Origin of the sequence: Sphingobacterium alimentarium (genome assembly GCF_004342685.1) — a bacterium.
GTDB lineage: Bacteria > Bacteroidota > Bacteroidia > Sphingobacteriales > Sphingobacteriaceae > Sphingobacterium > Sphingobacterium alimentarium.
Window position 1 is genome coordinate 21,106 of the sequence record NZ_SMBZ01000031.1, and the last position, 24,291, is coordinate 45,396.

Annotated in this window: 20 protein-coding genes; 6 read left to right on the forward strand and 14 right to left on the reverse strand. The window is 38.9% G+C overall.

Annotated elements, in window-relative coordinates; translation table 11 throughout:
* Nucleotides 1–68: 68 nt before the first annotated feature.
* The 7 genes from EDC17_RS11335 to EDC17_RS11365 all read right to left on the reverse strand — a co-directional run bounded on the left by EDC17_RS11335 (nt 69) and on the right by EDC17_RS11365 (nt 11,997).
* Nucleotides 69–2,039: a calcineurin-like phosphoesterase C-terminal domain-containing protein gene (locus EDC17_RS11335; protein ID WP_132778183.1), complete on the reverse strand. Its 1,971-nt coding sequence runs from the start codon at nt 2,037–2,039 to the stop codon at nt 69–71.
* Between the two features lie 3 nt (nt 2,040–2,042).
* On the reverse strand, nt 2,043–3,305 hold the full coding sequence (locus EDC17_RS11340) for a DUF5689 domain-containing protein (RefSeq protein WP_132778184.1): 1,263 nt from the start codon (nt 3,303–3,305) through the stop codon (nt 2,043–2,045).
* 13 nt (nt 3,306–3,318) lie between these two features.
* Nucleotides 3,319–4,788: a SusD/RagB family nutrient-binding outer membrane lipoprotein gene (locus EDC17_RS11345; RefSeq protein ID WP_132778185.1), complete on the reverse strand. Its 1,470-nt coding sequence runs from the start codon at nt 4,786–4,788 to the stop codon at nt 3,319–3,321.
* 10 nt (nt 4,789–4,798) lie between these two features.
* Nucleotides 4,799–8,038 (reverse strand): SusC/RagA family TonB-linked outer membrane protein, encoded by a 3,240-nt coding sequence (locus EDC17_RS11350; protein ID WP_132778186.1) that lies wholly within the window; start codon nt 8,036–8,038, stop codon nt 4,799–4,801.
* A 99-nt stretch (nt 8,039–8,137) separates the two neighbouring features.
* Complete coding sequence (locus tag EDC17_RS11355) at nt 8,138–8,863, reverse strand: MIP/aquaporin family protein (RefSeq protein ID WP_132778187.1); 726 nt, start codon at nt 8,861–8,863, stop codon at nt 8,138–8,140.
* 34 nt (nt 8,864–8,897) lie between these two features.
* Complete coding sequence (gene glpK, locus EDC17_RS11360; protein WP_132778188.1) at nt 8,898–10,400, reverse strand: glycerol kinase GlpK; 1,503 nt, start codon at nt 10,398–10,400, stop codon at nt 8,898–8,900.
* A gap of 31 nt (nt 10,401–10,431) precedes the next feature.
* Entirely contained in the window at nt 10,432–11,997 is a 1,566-nt protein-coding gene (locus EDC17_RS11365; protein ID WP_132778189.1) for a glycerol-3-phosphate dehydrogenase/oxidase, read from the reverse strand.
* Nucleotides 11,998–12,124: 127 nt separating this feature from the next.
* Here EDC17_RS11365 and EDC17_RS11370 point away from each other — a divergent pair, with 127 nt between their 5' ends.
* Nucleotides 12,125–12,886 (forward strand): DeoR/GlpR family DNA-binding transcription regulator, encoded by a 762-nt coding sequence (locus EDC17_RS11370; RefSeq protein ID WP_132778190.1) that lies wholly within the window; start codon nt 12,125–12,127, stop codon nt 12,884–12,886.
* A 53-nt stretch (nt 12,887–12,939) separates the two neighbouring features.
* Nucleotides 12,940–14,724 carry an ABC transporter ATP-binding protein gene (locus tag EDC17_RS11375; protein ID WP_132778191.1) on the forward strand — a complete coding sequence of 595 codons (1,785 nt, stop codon included), beginning with the start codon at nt 12,940–12,942 and terminating at the stop codon, nt 14,722–14,724.
* Here the strand turns inward: EDC17_RS11375 and EDC17_RS11380 are convergent.
* From EDC17_RS11380 to EDC17_RS11395, 4 genes are all read right to left on the reverse strand, one after another.
* Nucleotides 14,721–15,317 (reverse strand): DUF4126 domain-containing protein, encoded by a 597-nt coding sequence (locus tag EDC17_RS11380; RefSeq protein ID WP_132778192.1) that lies wholly within the window; start codon nt 15,315–15,317, stop codon nt 14,721–14,723. The two genes, EDC17_RS11375 and EDC17_RS11380, sit on opposite strands and share 4 nt — an antisense overlap.
* Nucleotides 15,318–15,412: 95 nt before the next feature.
* Complete coding sequence (locus EDC17_RS11385; RefSeq protein ID WP_132778193.1) at nt 15,413–16,222, reverse strand: PorV/PorQ family protein; 810 nt, start codon at nt 16,220–16,222, stop codon at nt 15,413–15,415.
* Nucleotides 16,223–16,261: 39 nt separating this feature from the next.
* On the reverse strand, nt 16,262–16,963 hold the full coding sequence (locus EDC17_RS11390) for a hypothetical protein (protein ID WP_132778194.1): 702 nt from the start codon (nt 16,961–16,963) through the stop codon (nt 16,262–16,264).
* A 63-nt stretch (nt 16,964–17,026) separates the two neighbouring features.
* A complete protein-coding gene (locus EDC17_RS11395; RefSeq protein ID WP_132778195.1) occupies nt 17,027–18,286 on the reverse strand; it encodes a hypothetical protein in 1,260 nt (419 codons plus the stop codon).
* A 170-nt stretch (nt 18,287–18,456) separates the two neighbouring features.
* Between EDC17_RS11395 and proS the strand changes: the two genes are divergently transcribed.
* From proS to EDC17_RS11415, 4 genes are all read left to right on the forward strand, one after another.
* Nucleotides 18,457–19,929 carry a proline--tRNA ligase gene (proS, locus tag EDC17_RS11400; protein WP_132778196.1) on the forward strand — a complete coding sequence of 491 codons (1,473 nt, stop codon included), beginning with the start codon at nt 18,457–18,459 and terminating at the stop codon, nt 19,927–19,929.
* Between the two features lie 71 nt (nt 19,930–20,000).
* Nucleotides 20,001–20,774 carry an NAD-dependent epimerase/dehydratase family protein gene (locus EDC17_RS11405; RefSeq protein WP_132778197.1) on the forward strand — a complete coding sequence of 258 codons (774 nt, stop codon included), beginning with the start codon at nt 20,001–20,003 and terminating at the stop codon, nt 20,772–20,774.
* Between the two features lie 47 nt (nt 20,775–20,821).
* Complete coding sequence (locus tag EDC17_RS11410) at nt 20,822–21,604, forward strand: TIGR02757 family protein (protein ID WP_132778198.1); 783 nt, start codon at nt 20,822–20,824, stop codon at nt 21,602–21,604.
* A gap of 58 nt (nt 21,605–21,662) precedes the next feature.
* Complete coding sequence (locus tag EDC17_RS11415; RefSeq protein WP_132778199.1) at nt 21,663–22,040, forward strand: hypothetical protein; 378 nt, start codon at nt 21,663–21,665, stop codon at nt 22,038–22,040.
* Between the two features lie 34 nt (nt 22,041–22,074).
* On the opposite strand, the gene EDC17_RS11420 is transcribed toward EDC17_RS11415, so the two are convergent.
* Genes EDC17_RS11420 through EDC17_RS11430 form a run of 3 tightly spaced genes read right to left on the reverse strand, consistent with a single transcriptional unit; the run spans nt 22,075 to nt 24,114 of the window.
* The gene (locus tag EDC17_RS11420; RefSeq protein ID WP_132778200.1) at nt 22,075–22,509 is read right to left on the reverse strand and encodes a GNAT family N-acetyltransferase; all 435 of its coding nucleotides are present in this window, start codon (nt 22,507–22,509) and stop codon (nt 22,075–22,077) included.
* Nucleotides 22,506–23,504 carry a type I glyceraldehyde-3-phosphate dehydrogenase gene (gap, locus tag EDC17_RS11425; protein WP_132778201.1) on the reverse strand — a complete coding sequence of 333 codons (999 nt, stop codon included), beginning with the start codon at nt 23,502–23,504 and terminating at the stop codon, nt 22,506–22,508. Before gap ends, EDC17_RS11420 begins: the two co-directional genes overlap by 4 nt.
* A gap of 4 nt (nt 23,505–23,508) precedes the next feature.
* Nucleotides 23,509–24,114 (reverse strand): peroxiredoxin family protein, encoded by a 606-nt coding sequence (locus tag EDC17_RS11430; protein WP_132778202.1) that lies wholly within the window; start codon nt 24,112–24,114, stop codon nt 23,509–23,511.
* Nucleotides 24,115–24,291: the final 177 nt, after the last annotated feature.

A 24,291-nucleotide genomic window follows, 5' to 3' on the forward strand; every position in this document is an offset into this window, starting at 1 on the left:
TATTATGTGATAAATATACATTAAACAATTGAATAGACATTTTACTGAAGAAATGTCTATTCAATTTGTTACTTCATAGAAGTGTTGAATATTTTTGGTCTTACCATTGTTTCATGGTATTTATTGCCAAAATGATCTTCTACTGTTATTTCTAATGTCGAAGTAGGACTCGAAGCTGTAGCTAAAAACATATGTGCAGTATTGATAGTAGCAAAAGAGCTAGTCGGATCTGCATTCACATTTATACGTTTCAGGTTGTAAGAAATCAAATGAAGAGGGTCTTTTTTGGATACTCGCGTATAAGGTAGGCTTATGCCATTTTCTTTTATGCTTATCTTCCAATTATCTTGATATCCCCAAATATTCAATAAAACCTGATTCTTTTTGTTTGCTGTAGCATATTCGCCCACTATTGCAGGCACTTTGGCTTTGTATGTTGCATTGGCATTTGGTGCATGTGCATCCGCTGTGATGTGAACTGTATTCAAATCATAACTTCTGAACTGATAATTTTTATCAAATCCAATCCCTTTGTAATAAGTCAACTGATTGATACCATTGGCTTCCCAAACGGCATAGCCTCCTGGGCTACCATCTTTACCAATATGATTATTGGCATAGCCAGTATGTCCTGTCCACCACCATGTAGCGCTGACCGCACCAATATTATGTTCGACGATATTGGATCCAGCCGGCGTGATTCTATAGTTAATGTGTGAATGCCCTGTGATTACTTTTACATTATTGAAAGCTGCCAAGACATTTGCCAATGCAGGAGAGTTTTTCATATAATTATTAAATGCTCCTGTGGCCGAAGGATTGGTATACATCGGTACGTGCATCGCTACGACAATAGGCGTAGATTTATCTGTGACATAAGATAAATCTTTGGCTAACCAATTTAATTGCTCGTCAGACAAAATATTATCGTAATCGCGTGCTCCGATAAAGCCTGCTTTACCATCGGCATTTTTGTACATCATATTGTCTAAGATGACATAATGCACTTTACCAATATTGATAGAATAATAAGTAGGTCCTAGTAGATTGCGATAGGATGCCGCAGCAAGCCAGTCATTATTGCCAACGTACGGATCATAATCATGATTTCCAATGACATTATAAATCGGAAAATCAAGATCTTTTAGCTGATTCAGGTAGTCCGTCAGCTTAAAGTTATTGGCGTACCAATATTGATCCCAAGATTGATCACCTAAGGTCAATCCATAGAATTTTTTATTCTGTGCTTGATAATATGCAGCTGTTTCCTTCACATCTTTGATAAAACCATTTTGAAATTGAGCTAAATCGGAGTTGCGATTCGCTAAATGTATATCTGCGAAGAATGCTACTGCATGATTTTCATTATTTGCAGGAAATAATTCGAAATCAGCAATTTCAGTTTGAGAGGAAATGCCAGTCAAATTTTTGAAAAACTGGGGAACTGTATTCTCGGTTTTTACTTCATAATTAGCCGGAACCGTAATGAATACATAACCATGCTTTTTTGAAGAGGGTAGGTAGTATACACCATTTTGATCAGTCGTAGCAAAAACCTCACCGTCCGATACAATTACATTTGCAACACCTTTACCAGCACTAAAAACAGTTCCTTTTACGGTCATGTTTTCTTTGTCCGGAATATTAGCATTGAAAACATGATTAACTGTAGTCTGTCCAATCAGCTGTGAAGCGCTGCCGCGCTGAAGTATGATGTTATATTTACCGGCTGTGATCAAAGAAGGAAAAGCTATTCGAACTCCGTCGTTTTCAATCGTGGAAATACTAGCTTCTAGATCACGAGCTGTAGCAGAAGCAGCTTGGAAGTAAATAATGTCCGATTGTGCAAAACCAACACCTTTAATTGTCATTTCTTCATTCGAAGAAATATTATAAATAATTGGAATATTGACATGAGTAATACGGATTGCATTATCAGTAATATCCGGACTAACGGCATCTTTTGATGAACAACTATGATTACCCATTCCCAGGGTAATCATAGCAGAACATATAATATATAAGAATTTACGATTCATAGATTAGTAACTTCTAAATACTGAGATTTCATCTATACCTAGACGTCCATTGCTAACGGTATTGGAACTCGTTCCTAAACCAAGCTTAGTAATTCTAAAACGTACAGGACCTTCGATATTCATTAAGAATACGGCTTGTTTAGCATTTAAGCTTTGACTAGTCGTGTGTGCATCGCTGATAGTTTCGCCTAATTGAGTCCAAGTTGCGCCTTGATCTTGAGAGTATTCCAACTTGAATGAGCTTGATCTATCTGTATAATAAGCACCATACCACAATGTTACTTTGGAAGCACCATTAGGAACGTCGAAATTCATCTGCAGCAATGCCGGCACACTTAGATTTTGTTGAAAACGAATAGCCTGTGTACCTGATACAATACGATCACGTCCTTGAGTATCGCCAATGATGGATTGGAATAAATGCCATTGACCCGTTTGGAAGTTGACATTATTGTTGATAGCGGCCATATTGTAGCTACCTTTTGGAATGTCATTGTTCTCAAAGCTCTCCGGCCATCCAGAATAGATTCTACCAGAAGGGTAGGCCATACCTTGATAGGACTGTAATCTTAATTGAATCTCGTTATTTTGCTTGAATGGTATACCGATGAAAGTAGCACTTGGCGCTACAACTTCATTAGCAAAGCTTGCATCATCCGCTGTGAACAAATTAAGCTTATTGTTATCCCCATCGACTAGCACTTTGTTGCCCTTTAATGGCGTACCTGGTGCTGGTTCGTTTTCCAAATCAGCTGTTACGTCCACATAGGTGGATTCAAAATTTGCAAAGTTATTCTGAAGAGCCGAAATCGAAACCGGAGTAGATTTTACCGTATTACCTGAATTAATTACTTGGAATTTATCTTTAGCTACGCCTTTCAATAACAACATATTGTCAGCAGTAGTCAATGTCGCTGATTCCACATTCACAAGTACGGAGTCACCAAAATTAAGCTGTGTACCATTGTCCACTTCTATGAGGATACCACGTGTTTGACTTCTCCATGTATTCTGAACCGCTACATAATTACTTGGTAAATTCTTACCGTCTTTGTTTGACACGACCAAGCCTTTGAAGTATTTAGCCTCACTCAGGTTTTCCTGGTTCAGTCTTACTTCAGCATTATTATAAATATTTCGTATTGTGAATAAAGAAGTTTCTGGATTACTCGTTCCTATTGAATAATTTTCATCTTCTTTAAGACAACTTGTAAGCATAGTAGTTGCCAGAATACCTACTAAACCTATGTTCTTTAAATTTTTCATTTCTTTTTGCTTTTTAGTTTACACCAATTTGCCACCACATGAGGTTATTAATTCTGTCACCACCCATACGGCTCACAGCCTCATCATAGTTGGCTTTGTTCAAGGATTGTGAGATTAGAGGATAGCTCAATCGAACAGGCATTTTGCCATCATTTTCTAGAGCTGCACCTGTGTATAGATCCAATAATCCTGTTCTTCTGTACTCAAACCATTGTTGGAAGTCAGTAAATAATAATGAAAAATACTTTTGTAAATGAATTTTCTTCAGACGATCTGTTTGAGTGTCATCCGTTTGGAATCCGATCTTTGTATTGTCAAAATAGGCGTCAGTAATTGTTTTGTTCCACAACTCCATAGATGCATTCACACCATTTTTGTAGTGCTGTTCGGCATCTTTCTGTACAATACCTCGCTCGGCTAATTCCGCAATGATGAACTGTAATTCCGCGTAGGTCATGATAATACCCGGCATAGCCGTGTTTTTCAATGACACTTGTAGCGTAGATTGACGCTCAGGGATACTTCCTTTAGGATAGCCCGATTGCATACCGCCATATACACCTAATGTAGCCTCCGTAGCCCAAGTGCTTAGGCGTGGATCATTAAGCTCTAACAAGTTGTTGATGAAAAATTCTGAATAGCCCTTGTCTCCATTGAAATCAAGATCACGTGTGTTGAAAAATGGATTCAAGAAAGGTTCTTGACCTTGGAATCTTAGAATGCCCGATTCAGCTTGCGCGGCCATTAACGGATATTCTGAAGCATTCGTTTCTAATATCTCTTTGATCTTAGCTACTGAATTTAACTCTGCTTTGTGCGAAGTTCTTAGTAATAATCTTAAGTACAACGAATTACCAAGTTTTCTCCATTTAGCAGGATCAGAACTATAGATAGGGTCAAATTCTGCATTACCCGATTCTACAGCTACATTCTCTTTTAGAAGTTCATTTGCTCTTTCTAATTTCAAAAGAAGATCTCTATAAATATCTTCCTGCTTGTCAAATTTAGGAGAGGTATTATTATTGATGTAACCTAAATTAGATTCAAAATAAGGTATATCCCCATAAGTGTCTGTCAATAGGGAAGAAACCCAAGCATCTAATATTAAGGAAATACCTTGGTAGGTTTGGTAACCTGTTTGACGACCTTCTTCAGCTCTATTAAAAATATCGCGGATGTTGGTCAATTCCAAGTACCAGTTTCTCCACATGTATTCGGATTCTGTAGCTCTTACCTCATAGCGGTGAAATTCTCTGTTGTCATTACGCGTCACGGTAACTTGCATAAATTCGTTGTTGATACGCAAGTTTCTATCCAGATTAGCATTAATTACATTATAGATAGCTGGTGCCAATAAGGTTTGGGGCGCGACAGCGGCACTTTCGTTAGGATTCGTGTTCATTTTCACAAAATCCTTAGTACAGCTTCCCATGCTAAGGGCTAAGGCTGCACATATGATCGATGATTTTATTAACGTTTTCATTGTCTCTTAATTAGAAGGATAGTGATAAATTAACCCCAAAATTACGTGTAGATGGGAACTGGCCAATTTCAGCACCTTTTTCTACACCACTACTATTCAATGAACCAAATTCTGGATCAAATGATGGCCAGTTTGAGAACACGAATAAGTCACGTCCATAAACTCCAATAGTCGCTTTTTGGAATTTCATATTCTGCAATAAGTGTGCAGGTACAGAGTAATCAAATCTCACTTCTCTCAATTTGATGAAATCTGTAGAGAATGTGTTAGACTCAATATTATCTCTGTTGAAATGCTTTCTATAATAGCTAGGAGCAGATACCACAGTGGTATTTGGCGTGTATGTACCGTCTCCATTATCCTCAACACCTACACCGATAATACCGTTTGTACGACCTGGAAGAGTTTTATTTAATTTACCTTCTTCCATCAATACTGCATGAGTCAAAGAATATCCTATACCACCGAATTGTCCATCGATTAAGAAGTTCAAACCAAAGTTTTTGTATTTGAATTGGTTACCGAAACCGAATTTAGACGTAGCATTTGCATTACCGATATAGATAAGGTCGTCTGTATATTCTGGTAAACCATTTTTATAAATAATTTGGCCTTGCTCATTTCTCAGATAACCTAAACCATACATATCCCCAAAACGGCCACCTACACGAGCTTCTACTGTACCTCTAGAACCATAGATAGTCGACAATACTAATGCATCAACCATGTTTGGCAATTCATTAATACGTGTGTTGTAATTTGTATAGTTACCAAATACAGACCAGCTGAAACCTTTACTGTTTTTAAATACATCGTAGTTTGCTTCCAATTCAAAACCTGTATTTTGAACTTCACCGGCATTGATGATTTGATTTCTATAACCACTAGAAGGGTCAATAGGAGTTTCTAAGATTTGGTTGTAAGAATAGTTTTTGTAGACTGTCATGTCTAATTTCATCCTATTTCTAAACATACGAAAATCTGTACCCAACTCGTACGATACCGTGTTTTCATATTTCAAATTTACATCTGGAATAGTGGTAGGATTAGACGCACCACCTGCAAATGAAGGAAGTCTTCTGTACGTGTATGCATTCAGATAAGGTCTCTTACCGCCACCACCTACACCAGCAACTGTCGCTCTCAATTTCCAGAAGGAAATCTGACTTGGCATGCTAAAGATTTGGGATAAAATCACACTACCATTAAGAGATGGGTAGAAGAATGCGGATACATCTTGTTTGATAGGTGAGGCTAATGTACTTGACCAGTCCACACGCAATGTACCATCAATAAAGTATGCATCTTTGTAGCTAAAGTTGGCTAATCCGTACAAACTGTGCACGGCATATTCTTCTCTGCGCGGATTGTAAATTACCGAAGTCGCTGAGTTAGCAAATGAATATACATTCGGATAAGAAAGTTTGTTGGTCGATGCATCATCTCTATTGTATTGATTATTCATCATCGAACCACCAAGATTGACACCAAACTTAATATCTTCTTTTCTACTATTGTTGTATGTCAATAAGAAATCTGCATTCGTCTCTTGTGAGTTGACAGCTTGCTCTCTATAGTATCCGTATGCATACTTATAGGTGTCAAAAGGACGTTGTTGCGTACGTTTGTCAAAACTGAAATCTATACCCGTACGAACCATTAAATTAAGCTCTTCGTTGAATTTGTAATTCGCTTGGATATTACCTATTACGTGGTTTTTGTTTTGACCATTCAACATGTCATAAGACATCGTACGTGGATTGTCCAATAAGTTGGAAAACGGTGTAGTCTGCTCAATACCATATTTGTCTGGTCTCCAGTTGTCTTCAAACCAAGCCGCATCCATACTAGGCGTCAAACCTCTGATAAAATACATATAACTCTGGTTGTTATATCCTGAGTTTGGTAAGTTTTCAGCTGACCTTTTGTTGTAGTTGATTTTTGTAGCAATACTTAATTTATCTGTAATTTGATTATTTAAGTTTGCTGCAATGGAATTACGTTTATAACCTGTATTCGGAATAATCCAAGAGTTATATACATTCGTATAAGAGAATCTCGCAGATGTCTTTTCTGTAGAACCTGACAAGCTAATGCTGTTTGTCGATGTTACATCCGGTTTGAAAAGTTCCTTACGGTTATTTTTGTAAGGTCTCCATAATGAACGCTCAGGTGGAGCCAATCTGTAATATTCTGGATTATATTGATAGAACATTTGTCCATCAAATTTAGCTCCCCAAGCTGAAGATGTACTTAACGTGGAAGGGCCATCTTCTGTTTGTCCATAGGAATAGTACAAGTCTTGACCTTCATCACCTTGACCATATTCGTATTGATAATCTGGCCAACGATTGATAGTTCCTACAGCGGTATTTGAATTGATAGAAATACCAAATTTACCTTTATTCTTGTCAGCAGTTTTTGTGGTAATGATAATCGCTCCGCGATGTCCTCTAGAACCGTACAATGCAGCTGCTGCCGGACCTTTCAATACTGTAATGGATTCGATATCATCTGGGTTCAAATCGGATAATGAACTACCAAAATCGACAGGTGAATCTGAATCTAAGTAGTTAGAGCTACCATTCGTAGTCATTCTACTACCAGCTTCCATTACGATACCATCTATAACGATTAAGGCTGTGTTATCTCCCGATAAGGAAGTTTCACCTCTTAATACAATATTATTCGAACCTAATGGACCACCGCCTGATTTTACGACATTCAGACCCGCTACTTTTCCTGTTAATGCATCTGACCAGTTGTTTGAAATCGCATTTGTAAGGTCTTCGCCAGCAACCGTAGTCGAGGCATACCCTAATGCTTTCTGATCACGCTTGATACCCAAGGCTGTGACAACGACTTCGTCGATGTTCTCGCTGGATTCGGAAAGAGCAATGGTAACATTACTTGCTGCTTGTGTGAACTTTTGTGTATAAGATTGATAACCGATCAGGTTAAATCTTACCTCTGCTCCAGCTGGTACGTCCAGTGAGAAAGTTCCGTTTGCACTAGTGGCAGTAGCTGTACGACCATTTACTTGAATGGTGACATTAGAAAGAGCCGTATTTGTGCCCGCATCTACTACTTTACCGGTAATTTTAAGAGTTTGTTGTACTTCTAATACTCCTCCATTGTAGTAGGGAGAAGCATAGGCACTACCTACAAATGGGCTTGTCATTAAAGCAAGCCAAAGAATCTTGGTTTGGATGGGTTTTTCCCCGTTTCTCCATGTAATTTTATTCAACATAGGATTATTGTTAATTCGTCGCTAAAATTGCAAAACTTATATTATCTCATTGTTAAGCCAGTGTTAACCCAGCTTAAGGTTATACTTTTGATTATACTTTTAATGGATTAAATGATATAATCCAGCAGCAACTGCTGCACCCAATAAAGGTCCTAAAACAGGAACCCACGCATATTCGATATTGAAAGCGGCTTTGTTTTTTATTGGAAGCAAAGCATGCATTATCCGCGGACCTAAATCTCTAGCTGGATTGATAGCATAGCCGGTAGTACCTCCCAAAGAAAGACCTATTGCCCATACCAAAATTGCAACCGGCAGTCCGCCAATAGATCCAAGCCCGATTGGCGTAGTAGAATCTAGAGTAGCGTCTTTGAAATGCAAAATGGTAAATATGAGCACAAACGTGCCGATGGCTTCACTTAATAAATTGCGTGGAAGGTTTTTGATTGCTGGTGCTGTACAGAATACCGCTTGTTTGGCTCCGGCATCATCCGTTTGATCAAAATGATCTTTATACATAGACCACACCAAAAATGCACCCAGCATAGCTCCCGCCAATTGAACGCCCATATATTGGAGTGCTGTAATCAAATCCAATTGTCCCATCAAATAAACGGACAAAGTAACAGCACAATTCAAATGCGCACCGCTATATGGAGCTGCTATCGTCACACCGACAAATACAGCAAATGCCCAAGCGCTAGTGATTACGATCCAGCCCGAATTATTTCCAATAGTTTTGTTTAATGCTACATTGGCTACAACGCCCCCTCCCAGAAGGATTAAAACAGCAGTACCAATGAATTCGGCTAATAAAGGTGTCATAATAGTTTGTTTAATTAATTAATTAATTATATGATTAGTCTTTATAGTTAGCCCAAAATTTAGCGGTTTCAGTCGCTCTTTTCCATTCTTTGAGTTGAGCTTGATGATTCTCCACGTCCCCAGCGTACTTAAATCTCTTGTCTTCTTTCCATAAAGATTTCAATTCCTCAATATCCTTCCAAAAGCCTACCGCCAAACCAGCTAAAAATGCTGCTCCCATAGCCGTAGTTTCGGTTATGCTTGGGCGAATTACTTGTGTCTGTATGATATCGGCCTGAATTTGCATCAAGAAGTTGTTGCCGGTAGCTCCGCCATCAACCCGAAGTTCCTGAATGCTGCGGTTAGAATCATTTTCCATGGCTTTAATGATATCGTGCGTTTGGAAAGCTATACTTTCTAAGGCTGCGCGCGCAATATGCGCATCATTCGACCCACGAGACAAGCCTACCAAAGTACCTCGTGCGTCGGCATTCCAATGTGGAGCGCCTAAACCTGAAAATGCAGGAACCAAATACACGCCATTGGTATCGGATACGCTCGTAGCCAAACCTTCTACATCGGAGGATTTTTTTATAATTCCTAATTCATCACGAAGCCATTGAACGACCGCACCTCCGATAAATATACTACCCTCGAGTGCGTATTTGACTTCATCACCAATTTTCCAAGCAACGGTAGTCACGAGCTTGTTTTTTGAGATGACAGGCTTGTCGCCTATATTCATCAATAAAAAGCAACCTGTGCCGTAGGTATTTTTTGCCATTCCTTCTTCCGTACACAATTGACCGAATAGGGCAGCCTGTTGGTCTCCCGCAATACCAGCAATAGGTATGTTTACATTACCTATTTCCAAAGCAGTGTGTCCATATAATTCCGAACTACTCTTTACTTCTGGAAGCATCGATTTTGGGATGTCGAAGATTTGCAGCAATTCATCATCCCAAGCTAGCGTATGAATGTTAAGTAGGAGTGACCGCGAAGCGTTGGTCACATCAGTAATGTGTTTTTCACCTTTGGTGAGGTTGTACACTAACCAAGAATCCACGGTGCCGAATGCTAACTCCCCGTTATCGGCCATTTTTCGTGCTCCCTCCACATTTTCCAGAATCCAATTTATTTTGGAAGCCGAAAAGTAAGCGTCGATCAGGAGACCTGTTTTTTCTTGAATAAGCGTATCTAATCCTTTGTCTGCTATAGATTTGCAGTATTCGGCTGTACGACGGTCTTGCCATACTATAGCATTACAGATCGGTTTCCCCGTTTTGCGGTGCCACACCACGGTGGTTTCACGCTGATTGGTGATGCCGATTCCTTTAATAGAGTCAAGTTTCACATTAGCTTTCGCGATGACTTCGGTCATGACAGCGAGCTGCGTAGACCAGATTTCCTGCGCATCATGCTCCACCCACCCGGATTGGGGGTAGATCTGCCGGAATTCTTTTTGTGCCACCTCGACTATTTCGCCATCGTGGTTGAATAAGATGGCTCGCGAGCTAGTGGTACCTTGATCTAAGGAAAGAATAAATTCCTTTTTCATATCAAATTTGGTTTATAGGGTTACAATGTTATTACAGTGTATAGTTTTTTACTAATTGTGTATAGCTATCCAACTGTGATTTTACCCAATTTTCATCTTTTTGGAGCTCTGTAGCCATGATTTCAGCGACACGAGGTGCAGCTTGTAATGAAGCTTTGGCATCCAATAAAAGAAAACGGATTCTTCTTGCTAAGAAATCTTCTATATTATAAATCATTTCATTTCTACAAGACCACACAACCTCTGCTTCAATAAAGTCAAAGTCTTTATGTAATCTATTGCCAAGAGACGGATTTTCGTTAGCAAGATTGATGATCTCTTGTGTGTCAGAACCATAAACTTGCCAATGTCCTGCTTGTCTCTCTGTCGTGTATCCATGAATTTTTAACGTTGTCGTCGCACAAGGTGTTGGCGTCAAGCCTCCGACACCGATCGCCAAATCCACCGTTTCTTCGGCCATTTTGCGGTAAGTAGTCCATTTTCCTCCCGTAATGGTGATTAGATCAGATTTACTTTTTATTAATTTGTGATCACGAGAAATTTCTTTTGTACTGTTGCTATCCTTGTCAGTAGGAGCGGCCAAAGGTCGCAGACCTGCAAATACACTCAACACATCTTGACGAGTCGGGGCATTGTCCAAATAAGCATCAGCTGTTTTTAGAATAAACTCAATCTCTTCTTCAAGTGGACGTGGTTCGATCTGATGTTCGTTAAGTGGTGTATCCGTCGTGCCTAATAACACTTTGCCATGCCATGGCACACCAAATAATACACGTCCGTCGCTCGTCTCTGGAATCATCAAAGCATCAATATTGCCCAAAAACTTCTTGTCAATAACAATATGAGCACCTTGACTCGGACGAACCAAGTTCTTGTGAGCTGCAACATCTAATTTCAAAATATCATCGACGAAAATACCTGTAGCATTGATTACAGCTTTCGATTTTATTTTATAGGTTTTATTGCTTCCGCTATCCAAAAATTCCAAACCTATTACCTTGCCGTTTTCATCTTTGGTAATGGCTGTAGCTTCTGCATAATTCAATACCACCGCACCATGCTCACTAGCGGTTTGACCAAGATTAAGTGCCAATCGCGCATCGTCAAACTGACCATCGAAATATTGAACACCACCAATAAGGTTCTTCTGTTTCACTTTCGGTAGTTTTTCGATAACCTCTTTTTTACTAAGTAAAGTAGACTGTCCGATACGAAGTTTGCCAGCCATCCAATCGTATAGTTTTAATCCAATTAAAAATTTCATTTTATTGAAAAAACTATAAGACGGAATTACAAAACTCTGTACAAATGAAACGTGTGGCGCATTCTTGAATATTAAACCACGCTCTTTGAGTGCTGACATGACAAGCTTCACATCTCCATTCGCCAAATAGCGAACTCCACCATGCACCAGCTTCGTGCTCTTGCTGGATGTACCTTTTGCAAAGTCATATTTTTCAATGAGTAATGTTTTGTAACCTCGAGATGCGGCATCAACAGCTATACCTAGGCCTGTAGCACCTCCACCAATAATAGTAATATCCCATTGTGAAGTGCTTTCTATGCGCTCAATAGCTTCGTTTCTAGTGAATTTCATTTTGAATTAATGTAATTTTGTTTTGGTTATCATGTAAAATTATAAAAAAACGTAAACAAACGAAACTTATTGAAATTATTTTTTTACTTCTACTTTCGTTTACCAATAAATTTTATATATTTAAATTATGAATAATGTAGAGCGGCATCAACATATAATCAAGGAAGTAAACCTTAAAGGACATATCTCCGTCGTGGAATTATGCGAAAGTTTGGGCGTCTCATCCGTAACTATTCGAAAGGATTTACAATTTTTAGAAGATTCGGGGTTGGTCTATCGTACACACGGTGGGGTGACTAAGCACAATCCTTATCAGACGGATCGATCCGTCATAGAAAAAGAAAAAATCCACGAAAATGAAAAACGAGCGATTGCTAAGCGTGCCGCTGAATTTATTACGAATAATGATTCTGTAATTATTGGCTCCGGGACGACGACACAGTTTTTTGCGCGCGAGATTATGCCTCAGGGTCACTTGACGGTCGTGACCTCTGCTCTCAATGTTACATTAGAGTTGCTCAAGCATCCAAATATTGAGGTAATCCAATTGGGTGGGTCTGTGCGACAAACTTCTTCTTCCGTGACGGGGCAGTATGCTATTCATACACTTGATCAATTCTTCTGCTCAAAATTATTTCTAGGCGTGGATGGAATTGATTTGGAATATGGAATTTCCACAACGAGTGCCCAAGAAGCCATGTTGAACCAAAAAATGATTGAGGTCGCACATCAAGTAATTGTATTGGCAGATTCCAGTAAATTTAGCCGCAAGAGCTTCGGAAAAATTACTGATTTAGTAAATATTGATGTCATCATTAGCGATGAAATTCCGCCTGCTTTCATGGAATTATTCGACTCCTTAGGTATTCAGACCATTATTTGTAAGTAAAACAATTAAACGCCTTAATAACTAATTAATTTTTTTATTGTTATATTCAATGTATGACAATAAAAAAATTATTCAAGAACATATTTCCCTTTGTCAAGCCGTATAAGCATCTTGTCTTCCTCGCTTTAGCGTTGACAGTCGTAGGATCATTCGCCGCCCAGATTAATGCTTTTGTTTTAAAATATACTGTTGATAAGATAAGTGAATTGCTCGTAGACAATACCCCACTGCGGCAGGGAATGCATATCATCGGTATTATTTCAGCTATTTTGTTGAGCAAGGAGATTATTTACTCATTGGTACAGTTCGGGCAGAAGTTTTATGGTGAAAAATTAAAAATCATGATTGCTCGTGATTTTTCGCAGACCATCGTCGAGAAAATATTGACTTATCGTATGGCATTCTATACCACGGATACTAATGAGTCAGGAAAATTGCAGACACGTATTGATGCGGGGATTAGTTCGTTGACGCGTCTCGTTCAAAACTTTTTTATCGATATTCTTCCCTTATTTGCCACAGCGATTGTCGCCTTGGTGTGTATGTTTTTGGCTAATTTTTATGTGGGGCTGGTGGGTCTATTTACTGTTCCTATCTATTTTCTTATATCACAAAGACAGGCTGTGCGCTTGTCCGGATTCCGGAGAAATATGCGTTTCTTCCGCGAAAATAAAAGCAATCAAATTATTAATCTTATCGATTCCATCACCGTTATCAAGTCATTTGTCAGGGAATCCGAAGAAGCAGCGCGTCACAGACAGATTCAATTTGATATGACCGAGAATCAAATGTCCACGCGTAAGACCAGTTATATCTTTGATAGTCTGAAAAGCTTTGTGGAGCAGATTGGCATCGTACTGGTTATTATCCTTACTGCATATTTTGTATTGGCCGAGCAGATGACGCTGGGTGCTATTATGTTTCATATTATGTTATTTAATAATGTTTCTGCACCTATCCGTCAGCTTCATCGGATATATGATGAGGTTAATGATGCGCTTATTTATTCAGAAAGTTTTTTTGATATCATGAAAGCCGATGACCAAAAAGAGCTTTCAGGAACGTATCGCCCCGCGCATATTCGTGGAGATATAGAGATGCGAAATGTAAATTTTGAATACCCCAATGGCACTCCCGCGCTTTATGATGTTTCGATGAAAATTGAACCGGATCAGATTACGGCGTTGGTTGGGTTAAGTGGGGCAGGAAAAAGTACAGTAATTAATATTCTGGACAAATTTTATTCGCCTTCTTCTGGACAAATTTTATTGGATGGAGTGGATTTGAGCGAGTATGATACAAGGTTTCTGCGTGAAAATATTGGACTAGTACTACAGAAAAACCATATTTTCAAAGGTACCATAGCCGATAACATCCGCTACGGTAAAATTAATAGTTCGCTGGAAGAGGTTCAAGAGGCCGCTAAGAAAGCGTATATCCACGACCAAATAATGGAGCTTCCCAAAGGCTATGATTCTGAAGCTCATCTCTTATCCGGCGGACAGCAACAGCGTATTGCTATTGCCCGTATGTTTCTCAAAAATCCTCCAATCATATTTTTGGATGAGCCTACGGCTAATCTAGATGCTATAGCGACGGAGCAAATCAAAAATAGTCTGGACGCTATCAAAGTGGGTAGAACGGTAGTCATTGTATCGCACTCCATCTCCCAAATTATCGACTCTTCGCACATCATCGTCATGGAAAAGGGTAGAGTAGTGGAAGATGGTACGCACGAAGATTTATATGATCTCAAAGGAACTTACCATCGTATTTTCTCGGCGATGGCAAATAGTCTGAATATTGATAAGATCACAAAAAGTATGCAGGATAATTAGTCGGGTATACGCTCACTGCTGGACTGTATTTTTTGTCTGATGCGTTTTCCAAATCGAAATAGCCAATAAATAAGAACTATTACCATAATGATGGCAATAATGGGCACAAATACGGCTAATACAGACATCAGCGTGGCTCCGGTATTCTCGACTGTAGATACTAAAGGATTGCCTATGCCTGCTGTACTGGCTGATGAAGCTAGACGGATGCCTGATAGAGCTGTGCTCACTGTTGCCGCTGTACCTCCTCCCGCAATAATGCTTAATCCCCATTTAATTATATCATTTGATTCGGCAAATTGGGATGAAAATAGGAGTGTCCCAGCAATTGCCGACAAAGGGATGGCAATGCTATCCATGATATTGTCTACAAAGGGAATATAATAGGATAATATCTCAAATACCATGGCCATACCCAAAGCGATTAGTGCATGCAAAGATCCTAACCATTGCCAATTATCTTGTAAGGGTATCCAATTAAAGAAGGAAGCGAGACTAACAAAAAATAAGGGAAGAAAAACACGAAAACCAGTAGCTGTAGCGAGGCCAATGCCTATAAAAAGGCTAATAATATATGGGCCTAAGTGTTCCATAATCAGTTGTTTATTTTAAAATTACCATTACTTTGGCATAAAACAAAACGAGCGAAGATTATTCTCCGCTCGTTTGTTATATATGTTTTTATCGATTAGAATCGTGCGCCTAAGGTCAATAAAGCATTAGTTCTGCGATGTGTAAGGTCCGCTACAGGTTCATAGCTTCCTAGATCATGCCAAAATCCACTCAATGTGTATGGAGCCGTGCTATAGGAATTCACTTGGTGAACTACTGCTACATCCATATACATTGTATTTGATAGCTTGAATCCTAAACCAACACTTCCATTATAGTTTGTTTCTTCCGCATACTTGTAAGGGTTGCCAAAATAATTGAAACCAGCACGGGCACTGACCAAGCTATTCAACAAATATTCCCCACCAATACGTACATTAAATGCGCCTTGCAAGTCCTCAGAAATATAGTTGTTGACATTGATAAAAGAATTTGTCGAAGTAGGGGACGTGTATCGAGTACTGTTATAAGTGATATATTCCGCTTCGGCACTTAATAATCCTCGGTCAAAAAATTTCGTTGCGCCTAAAGCAAACCTCCATGGTGTAGATATGGAGTAATCTTGCGCACTGCTGTATAACGCCGATTCATACGTATGGAAGCTTGTATTTGAATCCATATCCGGGAAATAGCTAACATCAGTAAAAGCACGAGTAGACTCGCTAATTGTATTCCAAGTAGGTGTCTTGATGGTCAAACCGATATTCCAGTCTAAAGCGGGTTTGAAAATCATCCCCAATTTAAGATCGATGCCTGATCCTTCTGTGATTTGGGAATAATCATCCAATAGCTGATAACTTTTATCTAAAAATCGGTATAATTCTGGATTTGCGGGATTCGCATACGCGGAATTGGGATTTACTTCTCGTACCTCATCGGGAGTCATTGTCCATCCATTCTCTTCAAATATTTTGCTTCTCTCATATCAGAAAAAAGAAAATCCGAGCGTAGCGCCAATGTAAAAAGTGTTATTGTAATTAGCTCCGAAAGCTAAGGAAGTATTGTTGTGATTTCCTTTGGTAAGCACATCATTCACCTGATGCTTACCTTCTTGGAATGCTAATGGGAAATAGCCATCTGCTGCTGTTGGGAATATCTCCACGAGATTAGATTTTCTAAAATCATTTCTGAAATCCGAATCATCAGCCATTAAATCTGTAAGATTATTCACAAATGAGGTCTCATTATTTACCCCGTCGTATACCCAAGAATTGTTGAAGTTTTGTCTTTTATTATAACTAATTCCTATGCTTGTCGATTGCCATCCATGATAACCTAGATTGCGTGACGGAAAATTAAAAACAACACCTGCTTGTGCAATACCCAAATTACCTTTGTTACTGCTTGAGTTGGTGCCTAAGAAATTGGTTTTATTATTGTTTTGAAGATAGTCAAAAGTGATGTTTACATCGGAGCGACTGTAGAATCCTAAACCGGCAGGGTTGCCGTTGATGGAGCTAATATCACCTCCTAACGCTGTCTGCACATTTCCCATCCCTTTAATACGTGCTGATGCCGGGTTTTCATCTTTGGATATGATTACTGCGTCATCTACGGACTGTGCATGCGCAAATCCCACAATGCTTCCTGATAATAGTAATGAAAGAATTATCTTTTTTGATTTCATAAATTGAGGATGTATATGATATAATTGCCAGCCTTAGGGCTGGCAATTGCAAAATGTTATTTTCTATCGTCTTGAAGACCTTGATGAACCACCAGATGATGAGCTACCGCCGCCGCCACTGGATGTGCTTCTAGAAGATCCGCCGCTGCTCATAGAGCTTCTGCTAGATGAAGAAGCCGGTGGAGGTGTATATGTAGAACCTCTGCTACTACCACTTGAAGAACGTGCAGGGCTCGAATTCGATTGCTCTTGTCTTACACTTCTATTCGAGGTCGTTGATCTCGAGCTTTGCGGTGTGGACGTAGGACGAGTTGAGCGTTCTGTATTCGGTGATACCGATCTACCTGGTGTTCTATTCGGCGCGGTTGATTCAGGGCGTCTAGTTCCTCTATCAATAGTTTCTCTATTACCCGATCTATCGACTGTTCCACTTCTTGCAGAACCACTTCTGTCTATCGTTCCTCTATTTCCTGTATTCGATCTATCATTGACAGTGCGTGAAGTAGTACCACGTGAATTGATGGTGCCATCAGAACGACGAGATGATGCGCGGTCTGAAACTTCAGTGTTTCGAATAGCCGATCTTGTACCAGTCACGATACGACCGTTGGCGTCTCTACTTACACTGCGGGATACTGTAGCTCTTCTATCAGTAGATCTATTACTTACTCTAGTATCGTATAATCCACGATTATTTGATCGTACAGAAGAGTATGCAGGACGAGTCACATATCCGCCACTACCAATTCCATAGCCACCGCCATAGTAAGGGTGTCCCCAGCGATTGTAGTAGGAGTTCATGCCCCAATATGAATTGTAGAAATGATATGGATTACCCCATCCCCATCCGATATGTGAATAGTAAGGATAGCCCATGCTGTAAGGGTAGCCCCAGCCAAATCCTAGGCCCCAACCTCTATTCCAACCCCAGTTTGAATAACCGAATCCCCAGCCACCATAACCACCATAACCGTAACCCCAAGTGTTAAAACCAAACCAAGGATCAAAGAATGGGTCATAATAGGACATTCCTGGAGTAGAATAATAGAATCTATTGATACGATTTGCGTATTCTAAATCACCATATTCATCTTCGTAATATTCATCATCTGAATATTCGTCCGTATAGTAAGCGTTATTTTGTTGTGCATACTCATCTTCCGTATAGTAATAATCCGGACTTTGATATGCTTGGTCGGTATTTATTTGACGATTATTGTACACATCGTCTTTATAAGCGATTTGCCTACCGGTTGAACATGAGCTAATAGCCAGAGCTACTGTCATGGTCAAACTACCTATTAATATTTTGTTCGTTTTCATAATATCTTATCGCTAGTTGTTGTAGATAATCCAACGTCTTTTTATTATCTTAGACGCGATTTTCAACAAAGGTTTAATACCTGTAATCAAAAATATAAATAAATTTTTACTGAAAGAGAATATACTCTTTTTTAGAATATATTTTCTTAAATATAAGGTTATAAAAGCACATGGGTAAAGGAATAACAAGTCGTAGTGAAGATTATTCACAATGGTATAATGATCTGGTTATTAAGGCGGATTTGGCAGAATATTCTGCGGTAAGAGGTTGTATGGTTATCAAACCTTATGGTTATGCTATTTGGGAGCGTATGCAAGCTATTTTGGATAAGCGGTTTAAAGAGACAGGACATAGTAATGCATATTTTCCATTGTTTATTCCGAAGTCATTTTTCTCTAAAGAAGCTTCGCACGTAGATGGTTTTGCAACGGAATGTGCCGTAGTCACTCACTATCGTCTCAAAAATGATGGTAATGGTAATATTATTGTCGATGAGGATGCGAAGTTAGAAGAAGAATTAATCGTTCGTCCGACATCTGAAACTATTATTTGGAATACGTACAGAGGCTGGATTGAGTCTTACCGTGATTTGCCAATTTTGGTGAACCAATGGGCGAATGTGGTTCGATGGGAAATGCGTACACGTTTATTCTTACGTACTGCAGAATTTTTATGGCAGGAAGGGCATACAGCTCACGCTACTTCGGAGGAAGCAGTAGCAGAAGCACAACAAATGTTGGATGTCTATTCTGAATTTGCGGAGAAAACATTAGCTGTTCCCGTGATTCGTGGTCGTAAAACAGAATCGGAGCGTTTTGCTGGTGCATTAGATACGTATACCATTGAAGCTTTAATGCAAGATGGTAAAGCTCTACAAGCTGGTACTTCGCACTTCTTAGGTCAAAATTTTGCGAAAGCTTTTGATGTGAAGTTTACTTCAAAAGAAGGTAAGCAAGAACACGTTTGGGCAACTTCATGGGGTGTTTCTACACGATTGATGGGTGCTTTGATTATGGCGCACTCAGATGATCAAGGTTTGGTATTGCCTCCGAAATTAGCACCTATTCAAGTAGTTGTCGTTCCAATTTTCAAAACGGATGAGGAGAAAGCTAATATTGATGCTTTTGTAGATAAGCTGAATACGGAATTGAAAGCGCAAGGTATTTCGGTGAAATACGATGATCGTGATACTCAACGTCCAGGTTTCAAATTCGCAGAATGGGAATTGAAAGGTGTTCCATTGCGTGTAGCTATTGGTGCGCGTGATATGCAAAATGGAACAGTAGAATTGGCACGTCGCGACACACAAACCAAAGATACAGTAGAGCAAGCTGGATTAGGTGCTCGTATCGTGGCGTTGCTAGACGAAATTCAAGATAATATTTTCACTAAAGCATTAAACTTCCGTGATTCACACATCACAGAAGTGAACTCATACGAAGAATTTAAACATGTATTAGAAAATAAAGGTGGTTTTGTGTCTTGTCACTGGGACGGAACTCCTGAAACGGAAAAACGTGTGAAAGAAGAAACAAAAGCAACATCACGTTGTATTCCTTTGGATTTCAAAGAAGAAGAAGGTGTTTGTATCTTCACCGGTAAACCATCAAAAGGTCGTGTACTTTTTGCAAAGGCTTATTAATAGTATTTATATATTATTCTCAAAAAGAGCAAAGAGGAATTTCTTTGCTCTTTTTATTTTAAATTAGGCGTATGAGAATATTGATTTTAGGTTGCGGTTGGGTAGGGGAAGAGGTTGCTAAATATTATATTGAGAAAGGAGATGATGTCTTTGCGACTTGCACTTCTATTGAGAAAGCGGATAATCTGAATGCATTTGGTTGTAAGGTCGCTATCGTTAATTTTGATGACGCCAATTCAATTGATGAATTTCCCAAAGAATTTGATTATGTATTGAATAGTATTCCAGCTAGTTCAAAAAATACAGTAGCTGAAATCTCCAATCGTTTCCAAAATGTGAGGAATTATTTATCGCACATCCGCTATAAAAAGCACATCTATCTCAGTTCGATTGGAATCTATCCGGATATTGACTTTACTTTCGATGAAGCGTATGCTGGAGAAATGAACGAACGGTTGGAAGTCGCTGAACAAAAAGTTCAGTTGCCGAAGACTCATATTTATAGGTTAGGCGGATTATTTGGCAAGAATAGAATTTTCGCTAAGTATTTTCAGAATCGAATTTGTACGACGGGCGATCAACCTGCGAATTTCGTACATGTAGATGATGTGGTAAATTTATTAGCATTGGGATTTAAAAATGATTTACAAAATTCCATTTACAATATTTTAGCTCCTGAACATCCTACTAAAAAAGAAGTAATCCTAGCATCAGCTGAAAAATATGGTTTTGCTCTACCTTCTGGATTTGAGGCGCAAGATTCCTTTCAGAAAATTGTAGATGGCTCGAAGATTAGTAAAGAAATGGATTATCAATATATTTATCCTTCACCTTTGGATTTTTAATATCTTAATTGCTCCTGCGAGGACTTAATATGCTTACTTTGTAGAATATGTCGGATTTTAATATTCAAGAATTTTTAGATAGCAAGGTTGTTGAATACAATCAACCCAATTTTATAGCGAATGATCCAATCTGTATTCCGCATTTGTTTACGCAGAAGCAGGATATTGAAATCATGGGTTTTATAGCTTCGATATTAGCTTGGGGACAACGTATAACCATTATCAATAAATGCAAAGAACTAATAGATCGAATGGGAGGGAATCCTTACGATTTTATACTCAATCATCAGGAGAATGACCTAAAGTCCCTATTAGGTTTCAAGCATCGTACTTTTAATGATACGGATCTGTTGTATTTTGTTGAGTTTTTCAAATACCATTATTCTCGATTTGGTTCATTGGAAGATGCTTTTTTGATAGGCCAAGAAAAAGTATTACCAAATCAGATCTCTATCGAAAAATCTTTAAATGAGTTTAAACAGTATTTTTTCTCTTTACCAGATTTCCCATTACGGACGAAAAAACATGTTAGTTCACCTGCGCAGAGATCAACTTGCAAGCGATTGAATATGTTCTTGCGTTGGATGGTGCGACAGGATGATAAAGGTGTGGATTTCGGTATTTGGAATCGGATTGCGCCATCACAACTAATTTGCCCTTGTGATGTGCACGTGGAACGAGTAGCAAGAAAGTTTCATTTGATTACCTTGGATAAGTTGAATTGGAAGGCTGCTGTTGAATTGACAGACCACCTATTATTGCTGGATCGGGACGATCCCGTGAAATACGATTTTGCTTTATTTAGCTTGGGCGTGGAAAGAGAAATGTAAAAAATAAATGGTTTACTCACTGAAAATCATTATATTCCATAAACCTAGGAATGAACATATGAATAACACTATTAAATTATTTCTTGTAATTGGATTAGTTGCTATTAATGTATTGAGTTTTGATAGCCATCAGAATTTTTCTTTACACATATTCCAATTAATTATAGAGGTTTTAGGTCTATCCTTTTTTAGTTATTTTTTGATTCATATGGAGTCTTATCCACATGCGGATAAACTTCGATTACTCATAGCAGCCTTCTTAGTAGTGATATTGAAAAATATATCCTTGGTAATGATAAAATTTACAGATCGTTATTTCCCAGAGTTGGATGAAAGTTTCAGTACATATTTATTTATAGCCATATTATTATTCTATTCATTTACAGTGTTTTTTGGAATAGAACGAGTAAAGAAAAAAGCCGTTAATACCAACTAGTTAGTAGTATCATTGGCTTTATACAAATCGCTTATTATAAATACTTGTACATTTCTCGGTGAGGTCCTATACCTGGAATGTCAAATTCATCAGAAATAAATCCGAAGCCCAATGCCTCATAAAAAGGAAAAGCTATCGTACGTGCATTAAACCACAAATATTCTATTCCTAATTGGCTTTTAAGATGTTCAATCGCAGCGTGTAACAGTTCGGCTGCATAGCCCTGCCGTCGATGATCTGGATGCGTAGCCATCCCTCGAAGGCGGTAAGCGTCTTTGGGAATTTTGCCATGATTCTCGCGCATACAAGTCAATATACACAGCAATTCATTTTTCTCGTCAAAATAACCCAGGTGAAAAGTCGATGGTAGCATATCGTGAGCAAATATACATTCGGCCTCCGGAAGACCATTGCGCAATACTAACGAACGCAGTGGCAGTGTCTGATCGGCAGTTATAAATCGTATCATCGTTTGCTTAGTTTTTCTAATATATCTACCAATCGATTGGAGTAACCAAATTCATTATCGTACCAGCCCACTACTTTTACTAATCCACCCACAATCGAAGTGAGCTGTGCGTCAAATACACAGGAGTAGGGGTTATTGATAATATCGACAGAAACTATAGGATCTTCTGTATAATAAAGCACTTGCTTTAATTCATTCTCCGCGGCGGTTTTGAAGGTTTGGTTGATTTCTTCAACCGACGTTTCATCACGCAATGTGCAGGTGAAATCGGTAAGCGATCCATTCAGTACGGGAACACGTATTCCTGCACCACCTAATTTTCCTTCCAAATGAGAGAAAACATTGGTTATAGCTTTGGCAGCACCTGTGGATGTAGGAATAATAGATGACGAAGCAGCTCGCGCTCTACGCAGATCTCTATGTGGAGCGTCATGCAGATTTTGATCCCCGGTCATCGAGTGGACGGTGGTGATATAGCCATCATTGATGCCCCAGTTTTCGTCCAGAATCTTCACCAATGGAGCCACATTGTTGGTCGTACAGGAAGCATTGGAAAATACAGGTGTATTCCAATCAAAATCGGAATCATTGATGCCCAGTACTACAGTAGGCACATCTTTGTCGGGAGAAGGTGCGGAGATAATTACTTGTCCCGCGCCAGCTTGTATGTGCAGTTCTGCTTTTTCCCTACTGGTGAATCGACCTGTGGATTCGATGACGATATCAATGGCTAAATCCTTCCAAGGCAATGCCGCTGGGTTGCTTTCTTTCGTCACTAATATGCTATGCTTGCCCACATAAATATGATTCTCATCATGTTTAATATCCCCTTCAAAGGGTCCATGCACTGAATCATATTTAAATAAATGAGCAAGAGTAGTCGTATCTGTCAAGTCATTAATAGCAACAACGTCGATATTAGGTGTATTCCTTTTGAGCAAATTGCGCAGCGTGTGCCTGCCGATTCGTCCAAAACCATTTATTGCTATCCTCATTTTATTATTTTACGTACGCTTTGATGATTTCATCTATATTACGGTCACCATCCCAATAGGATTGCAATTTACCCTCTGCTGTGTACACATAGTTCGCTGGGAATTGCTTTGGTACATGAATTTTTTGGATGAATTCTTGATTTCTATCGTAAAGTACCTCTATGTTAGCTTTACCCACTAGTTCTTTACCAAATGTTTCTAAGAAATTAGCCATTAATGCTGGGTCATTCATAGAAACAAAAAATATGTTGATATCTTTTAATTTGTTATAATTTTTGGCAAGCTGGCCGGCTTCAGTTTGGCAATGTCCGCAGTTAGGATCAAAAAGAATAAATGCTGTTTTTTTTCCTGCTGGAATATCTTGATTCGTGAAACTGATGCCTGATTTTAATTTGTAAAAAGTGAAAGCAGGTAATGTTTCAGCTGGAGCTTTTTGATACACCTCGTTCGCTTGTTGCTGTGCAGCTGAAGCGTGGTCTTGGCTGGCGTGATCATGACCCGCGTGGGAATCTACAGTTGTCGTGTCGGTGTTGGAATTAGTCGTATTTGAGCAAGCTGATAGCCCCAGTAATGTACTAAGCAATAGCGTTGATAACATCGTCTTTTTCATATAAATTGTTCTTTATACAAATCTATAAAAAAAACCGCGCTAGCAAAGCAAGTGAACCATTTATGATGAATTTGTGATAAACAAAACATTCATGATACATTCGGTATCACCAACAGCCATGAAAGTCAAGGGCTCATAGTCCCAATAGGCTTACGCCAAAATAGTATCTTAGTACTA